This window comes from Bradyrhizobium sp. AT1 (genome assembly GCF_001590795.1).
Taxonomy (GTDB): Bacteria; Pseudomonadota; Alphaproteobacteria; order Rhizobiales; family Xanthobacteraceae; genus Bradyrhizobium.
The window spans coordinates 4,460,527-4,467,604 of sequence record NZ_JXDL01000001.1 but is presented as its reverse complement, the minus strand read 5'-3'; the positions used below and the strand labels follow the sequence as shown (position 1 = coordinate 4,467,604).

6 protein-coding genes are annotated in these 7,078 nt (G+C 65.3%); 4 read left to right on the top strand and 2 right to left on the bottom strand.

The genetic code is table 11. The features are described from left to right. The coding region (locus tag SE92_RS20780; protein WP_198172724.1) for an RDD family protein at positions 1 to 642 on the top strand (642 nt) is incomplete at its 5' end. A 6-nt stretch (positions 643 to 648) separates the two neighbouring features. Here the strand turns inward: SE92_RS20780 and SE92_RS20775 are convergent. Then, complete coding sequence (locus tag SE92_RS20775; protein ID WP_063197945.1) at positions 649 to 1,815, bottom strand: acyl-CoA dehydrogenase family protein; 1,167 nt, start codon at positions 1,813 to 1,815, stop codon at positions 649 to 651. Positions 1,816 to 2,032: 217 nt separating this feature from the next. On the opposite strand from SE92_RS20775, the gene SE92_RS20770 reads away from it, so the two are divergent. The 3 genes from SE92_RS20770 to SE92_RS20760 all read left to right on the top strand — a co-directional run bounded on the left by SE92_RS20770 (position 2,033) and on the right by SE92_RS20760 (position 6,480). Beyond that, positions 2,033 to 3,850 carry a phospholipase D-like domain-containing protein gene (locus SE92_RS20770; RefSeq protein WP_245324657.1) on the top strand — a complete coding sequence of 606 codons (1,818 nt, stop codon included), beginning with the start codon at positions 2,033 to 2,035 and terminating at the stop codon, positions 3,848 to 3,850. A 131-nt stretch (positions 3,851 to 3,981) separates the two neighbouring features. Next, positions 3,982 to 5,118 (top strand): AraC family transcriptional regulator, encoded by a 1,137-nt coding sequence (locus SE92_RS20765; RefSeq protein ID WP_157095584.1) that lies wholly within the window; start codon positions 3,982 to 3,984, stop codon positions 5,116 to 5,118. A 117-nt stretch (positions 5,119 to 5,235) separates the two neighbouring features. Continuing rightward, positions 5,236 to 6,480, top strand: a complete 1,245-nt coding sequence (locus SE92_RS20760) for an acyltransferase family protein (protein WP_245324656.1) — start codon at positions 5,236 to 5,238, stop codon at positions 6,478 to 6,480. 26 nt (positions 6,481 to 6,506) lie between these two features. Here SE92_RS20760 and SE92_RS20755 read toward each other — a convergent pair. Then, positions 6,507 to 7,078: MFS transporter (locus SE92_RS20755; RefSeq protein WP_157095921.1), on the bottom strand; the 572-nt coding region annotated here is incomplete at its 5' end.

Here is a 7,078-nt window from a genome sequence, read left to right as displayed (position 1 = left end):
GGATCGTTGGCGACGGCCCTGCTGTTCGGCGCCCTGGCGCTCGCCAGCAACGTCGCGAGCGATGGGCTCAGCCGCAGTCTCGGCATCGCGGTCGTCGTCATCCTGCTGCTCTATGAGCCCGTGCTGGTTTGGCGCACCGGCGGCACGCTCGGGCATATCTGGACCAATTTGCGCGTCGTCGACGACGGCGGCGGCAATTTGAGCTTTGCCAAGGCGCTGGCACGCTTTGCCGTCAAGAGTGTCCTGGGCTGGTATTCGTTCGTGGTCATGGCGGCCACGCGCCGCAACCAGGCGGTGCACGACCTGCTCACGCATTCGACCGTCCAGATCCGCGATCCCGCCAAGGCAAAGCCGGGCCAATTCATCACCGAGCGGCGTGAGGAGGATCCAACGATGCCCTCGCGGCTGCGGCGCGCGCTCGTGACGGCGATCTATCTGGCGCTCAGCCTGTTCCTTTATCTCGGCGTGCTCGCCGTCCTGGTCCGGGTCGGCGCAATGTCGCGCGCGTGCCTCTACCAGGACATCTGCAACGGCAGCGATCACATCGTCGATTCCGCGGCAGCTGTGGCGCTCCTCCTGATGATTGCCCTGGTCGTCGTCATGGGCTGGCGCGGCCGGCTGCCCGGCGCGCGCAAGGCGTAGGCGAATTCAGCACTTGGCGTCGATGCCGCCCGCCAGGATCGTCTTCCCCACATCCTCATAATGCGTATCGCGCGCCTGGATCTGCTGGGCGATGGCGTGCATGTCGCGGAAGCGGCGCTCGAACGGCTGCTTTCGGAACACCGCGGTCGCGCCGGCCATGTGATAGGCGGTGTCGACGACTTTCGTCGATTGATGGATGGTCCAGGTCGCCGCCAGTCGGACCGCGCTGCGCTGCGCGGTGCTGAACTCGCCGGTCGCGCCGAGCTCGCGCCACATCGCCTGCGCGGTGGCATAGAGATAGGCGCGCGCGGCGCGCAGATCGCCCTCGGTGCGGCCGATCAGGCCCTGGACCGCCGCGTTGTCGCGCATCGCGCCGGCCGCAAGCGAGGGATGCTTTCCACGCGAGAGCGCAATCGCGGCATCCAGCGTCGCGCGCGCGACGCCGAGCGAGACCGCGGCAAAACCCAGGCTGAAGGTCGCGCCGGTGCCGATCCTGTAGAGCGGCCCCGTCTCGCGCAGCGCGGCCGTCACGTCACGAAACGCCGTGAAGGGTTCGGGAATGAAGAGGTCGTTCACCTCGTAGGAATCCGTGCCGGTGCCGGCAAGGCCGATCGCCTGCCAGACGTCGCGCAATGTCGCGCTTGCGACGGGGAAGAGGATGGTGCGCAGCTCCGGTGAGCCGTCGGCATGTTTGCGCGGCGTGCCGTCGGCACCGACGATGCGCACATGCGCCCCGAGCCAGCTCGCCTGCCGCGAGCCCGAGGCAAAATCCCAGCGCGCCGTGACGCGGTAGCCGCCCTCGACGCTGCGCGCCTCATGCGCGATCGCGCCCCAGGCGAGGATGCCCGGCGGCGTGTTGAAGATCTCCTGGGCAGTATCGTGATCGAGCGACGCAGCGATCATCGCGCAGACGCTGCACTGGCCGAGGCACCAGGCGGTCGAAGCGTCCGCCTTCGCGATCTCCTCCAGCATCTGCATGAAAGCCTCGATGGAAGCTTCGGTGCCGCCGAGGCTCTGCGGCAGCAGCGCGCGATAGAGGCCGTTCTCGACCAGGGCGGCGACGACGGCCGGCGTCAGCCGCCGCGTCCGCTCGATCTCGTCGGCTTCGCGCGCGATCAGCGGCGCGAGTGCGCGGGCACGCTCGACCAGACCAAATCCGGGAAGCTGCTGCATCCGGGTCTCCTCGCCCTGTTCTGTTGTCGGAGGATCGTGATCTCTCGGGCGGCGTGGAGCAAGTGTCACGCTGGCGTGAGGTTTTGGAAGCCGGCGCGAGGATCCCGGCGTCAACGAGTTGGCAGCGTCCACAATTCCGGGTAGGATATCCCGATTAAAACAATCTTATAGCGATTCCTTCCCCGAACTGTCTTGATTTCATTCATGGAGATTGATGATGGCGAAGAAGCCGAATGGCGGCCGGATGGTCCTCAAAGCCTATCGCGGCGATGCCAAGACATTGCTGGCCTTCAACCTCGACAAGTCCCAGGCCAAGGACCTCGCGGGGTTTACGATCCAGTGCAAGCCCGATGGCCAGCCCGCCTACTACATCTACAACGAGTTGCAGTTCGAACGACCCGCCGATCACGCCCAGGATTCGAAGGAGCCGGCGCGTTCGAGCATCAACGCGCCGATCCACAAATTCCGCTGGCTCCATGTGCCGGGCTCGGTGCACCAGGGCGTCAAGCCGTTCCGCGGCAAATACACCTACACCGTGACGCCGCGCTATTTCGACAACGGCGTGCTGACCCCGCTCGATCCGGACACGAGCGTCTCCACGACGATCCTGGTCGACAGCTTCTCCAAGCAGAGCGTCGAGCTCGGATTCACGCGCGGCTTCGTGCAGTCGCAGGCGTTCGTCAATCACTTCGGCAAAACGGCGCCGATCCAGCCGAGCAAGCACGATCTCGTCTTTGATACGTCCGAGGTCGCGGGAACCAACGCGCACGGCGAGAAGTTCACGTTCGCCGACGAATACGAATGGATGGGCTTTACCGCGCGCGAGAAGATCATCGGTCTTCTGACCGAGGTCGTGAAGAACAAGGACCTGGTCGTCGACGTCTTCGCCTACGATCTCAGCGAATCCGACACCATTGGCCTGTTGCTGAAACTCGCGGGGCAGGGGCGCGTCCGCATCATTCTCGACAACGCCGCGCTGCATCACAACAAGGCAAAGCCGGCGCCGGAGGACCGTTTCGAGCAGGCGTTCAACAAGGCCGCCAAGGGCAAGGATCTGCTGCTGCGCGGCAAGTTCGGCCGCTATTCCCACGACAAGGTGATGATCGTCTACCGCAAGGGCGCCAAGAAGAACTCTCCGCAGAAGGTGCTGACCGGCTCGACGAACTTCTCGATCACCGGCCTCTACGTCAACTCGAACCACGTCCTCGTCTACAGGGATCCCGAGGTTGCAGGCTTCTATGCCGGCGTGTTCGAGCAGGCGTGGACCGACGGCGCCAAGAAGGCGGCGTTCATCAAATCGCCCTGGTCGAAAGCGCCGTTCGTCTCGACCTCGAGCAAGACGCCGAAGACCAGCATCACCTTTTCGCCGCACGATGAGGACGGCGCCGCCAAGGCGCTTGCCCCGGTGGTCGCCCAGATCGCCAAGGAAGCAAAAAAGCCCAAGGGCACCGGCAGCGTGCTGTTCGCCGTGATGGAAATGGCCAACGGCAACAGCCCCGTCTACGAGGCGCTGAAGACGATCCATGCCAACGACAAGGTCTTCAGCTACGGCATCTCGGACAACCCGAACGGCATCTATCTCTATCCCGTCGGCAAGAAGACCGGCGTGCTCGTCACCGGCAAGCCGGTGCAGACCCAACTGCCGCCGCCGTTCAACCAGGTGCCGAACATCGCCGGCGTCAAGCACCAGATCCACCACAAATTCGTCGTTTGCGGCTTCAACGGCGACGATCCCGTCGTGTTCTGCGGCTCGTCCAACCTCGCCTCCGGCGGTGAGGAGAACAACGGCGACAATCTCCTGACCATCCGCGACAAGGACATCGCGACCGTGTTCGCGGTGGAGGCGCTCGCGCTGGTCGATCACTTCAACTTCCTCGACAGCACGGCGACCGGCGGCAAGAAGGCCAAACCCAAGGCGTCGAAGGCGCAGGCTGCCCTCGACGCCAAATGGTTCCTGTCGACGACCGACGGCTGGACGACGAAGTATTTCGACACCCGCGATCTGCATTGCGCCGACCGCGAGATGTTCGGCTGAACGAACGGAGGCGGCGGGCCGGTTCGATGCTGTGTCGAATCGGCTGCCTCGGCCGCCGCCTTCAGCGCGGCAATAAAGGCTTGAGTTGTGCCAGTGCGGAGGCGATGCGAGAGTAGGATCGAACGAGGGACATGCAGGGTGTGACCGCGATGGGGCTTACGGCCATCGATCTCGGGCTGCGCGGCGCGACCTGCGGCGTGTTCCTGATGATCATTCTCGTGGCGCTGATGCGTCGCGCGGCCGGCCAGCAGGCGTTGTTGGGCATGGCCATGTCGGCGGGCGGCGTGTTCTATGCCATCACGACCGCGCCATTCTTTCCAAAGTCATCCTGGTGGTGGGTGTTGCCGGTTCTGTCGGCGCAACCCGCCGTGTTCTGGCTGTGGGCGCGTGTGGCGTTCGATGATGATTTCGTGCTGAGGCGATGGCACGGTGGCCTGTGGCTGGCCATCGTCGCCTTCGGCTTTGCGCTCACCCTGAGTTGGGCAAGCTGGCCCGGCTTGGCTACGGCTGGCGGCAAGGTCCTCTCGGTGGTCGCGCTGGTGCTGGCGGTCGCGGCCGCGGTCCAGACGGTCAAGACCTGGCGTGTCGATCTGGTCGCGCGGCGACGCCGGCTGCGGCTGGCGATGCTCGCGATCAATGTCGGGCTCATTGCGGTCGTGGCCGGCGCCGGCTTTGCGGCGATTCCGGTCGTCGTCCCTGGTGGGGCCGGGAGCTTTCCGACCGCGCTCTGCCTGTTCGTGGTGGCCATGCTCGCCGGCTTGGGGACCTTTGGCGCACCGATGGCCGTCACGGCCAGCGATGCCACGGCTGCGATCGCGCCGGCTAACATCAGCCCCCAAACCCGGAGGGCCGATCGTGCCGAGGCCGGCATCGCGGTCGATCCCCTCCTGCTCCGGCGGCTCGATCATGTGATGACGGTGGAGCGCATCTATCGGCAGGAAGGACTCGCCATCGGGGCGCTCGCCGCGCGGTTCGACGTTCCCGAGTACCGGCTTCGACAGGCGATCAACGAGGGTCTCGGCTATCGCAATTTCAATGCGTTCCTCAATCATTACCGCATTGAGGACGCAAAGGCGGCGCTGGCCGATCCGACGCAGCGCGAGGTGCCGGTGCTGACCATTGCCATGGATGCCGGCTTCCAGTCGATCGGTCCGTTCAACCGCGCCTTCAAGGCCGAGAGCGGCATGACCCCAAGCGAGTTTCGGCGCGAGGCGTTGACTTCGGTGCAAACGGCGCCCGAGGTCGATCGCAACCGCAATATCGGCTAGCGAAGTCAGAAATCGGCTGGCCGATTTCCATATCAGGCGAGAGAGCTCTGAATTGAGTGGGCAGACTGGCAGGCGAGTCCCGCCAACAAGTCCCCTCCAGTCAGCATGAGCCCGTCCATGTCCACACTCGCTGCCGCCCCCGCTTCGGAACGGTTGCACGCTCTCGATGCGGTCAGGGCCTTCGCCCTGCTGCTCGGCATTGTCCTGCACGCAGCGTTGTCGTTCGTGCCGGCCTCGCCCCGGTTCTGGTTCATCCAGGACACCCAGCCGAGCCTTGCCGTGGGCTTTCTGTCGTTCTCCATCCACGTGTTCCGGATGACGACCTTCTTCCTGATGGCCGGCTTCTTTGCCCGGATGAGCTTTCATCGCCGGGGGATAAGAGGCTTCATCGAGGATCGGCTGCAGCGAATCGGGCTGCCGCTGGTGATCGGCTGGCCGATCGTGTTCACGGCCATGGTGGTGGTCGTGATCTGGGCCTCCCGGTTTCCCAATGGCGGCCCGACCGCCGGCATGCGCAACTGGCCGCCGGCGCTGCCGAATTTCCCGCTCGCCCATCTCTGGTTTCTCTACGTGTTGCTGGAGCTCTATGCCGCCATGCTCCTGCTGCGCGGTCTCCTCGTTCGGCTCGATGCATCAGGCGCGCTCCGAACGGCGCTGGATCGTCTCTTCTCGGGGATCATGCGAAGTCCGCTGGCACCGCTGGTTCTGGCGGTCCCGATCGGCATCGCCTTCAGCCTCGATCCAAGATGGGCCGGCGCGGTCGGCGTGAGGACGCCGGATCAATCGCTCATCACAAATGCGCAGGCGTGGATCGGCTTCGGTACCTCATTCGGTGTCGGCTGGCTGTTGCATCGGCAGCCCGATCTGCTGCGGATCCTGCAGCGGTGCTGGCTTTGGAATGTCGTGCTTGCCGTAGGCCTGATCCTGACCAGCTTCGTGCTGTCGGGCGTGATGACGTCAGCGCCGGGTGCGCCGAAGCTGCCCGTCCGCGCCGAGACGCTCAGGCTCATCGCCGCCGTCCTGTACGCGCCGGCGATCTGGATTTCGACCTTCGCCTTCATCGGCCTCGCGCTCCGCTTCATGTCCGGCTTCAGCCCGACCCGGCGCTACCTCGCCGATGCCTCCTATTGGCTTTATCTGATCCATATGCCGATCGTGATGGCGCTGCAGGTCACGCTATCGCAACTCGACTGGCCTGGGCCGTTCAAATTCGCGATCATCCTGATCGCTGCGCTTCTCCCGATGCTGGCGAGCTACCACCTGATGGTGCGCTTCACCTTCGTGGGTGTGCTGCTTAATGGCCGTCGCGCGCCGCGCGAAACGACGCCGGCTGCCGCGGTCACTGGCCCGGCCGTGCCCTGAGCGTGGTCGGTCGGTGCGGCATCTCGTCAGGCCGCCGCGCGGCCGAGGTCGAGCGATGATCTGCGTCTGGTCGGGAAGCTCAAGGCCACCGCGACGGCGGCGAGCCCGATCGCGAAGGAGCCGGCGTGCAGCCATGTGTAGCGCTGGAAATTGTCGAACACGAGCCCGCCGGCCCATGGCCCGAGCGCCATGCCGAGGCTGGCGAATGCGGACACCGCGCCGAACACCGTGCCCATGATGCGCGCGCCGAAATATTCACGCACCAGCACCGCATAGAGCGGCATCACGCCGCCATAGGCGAGGCCGAACACCACCGAGAGTGCGTAGAATTCGCCGAGCTGCGCCACCGCGAGATAAGTCGCGATGCACATCGCCTGCACGAACAGGCCGCCGACCAGCACCGGCTTTGCACCGATGCGATCGGCGAGCGTGCCCAGCAGCAGGCGCCCACCGAGGCCGGAGACGCCGGCGACGCTGTAGACCGTCACCGCCGTGAGCGGGGCGATGCCGCACACCATCGCATAGGACACCATGTGGAAGATCGGGCCGGAATGCGCGGCGCAGCAGGCGAAATGCGCCGCCGCGAGCGCGATGAATT

Bases quoted from the DNA above. Each gene is read 5' to 3' on its own strand.
- SE92_RS20775 (WP_063197945.1), bottom strand. From the start codon at position 1,815: ATGCAGCAGCTTCCCGGATTTGGTCTGGTCGAGCGTGCCCGCGCACTC.
- SE92_RS20770 (WP_245324657.1), top strand. From the start codon at position 2,033: ATGGCGAAGAAGCCGAATGGCGGCCGGATGGTCCTCAAAGCCTATCGC.
- SE92_RS20765 (WP_157095584.1), top strand. From the start codon at position 3,982: ATGCAGGGTGTGACCGCGATGGGGCTTACGGCCATCGATCTCGGGCTG.
- SE92_RS20760 (WP_245324656.1), top strand. From the start codon at position 5,236: ATGTCCACACTCGCTGCCGCCCCCGCTTCGGAACGGTTGCACGCTCTC.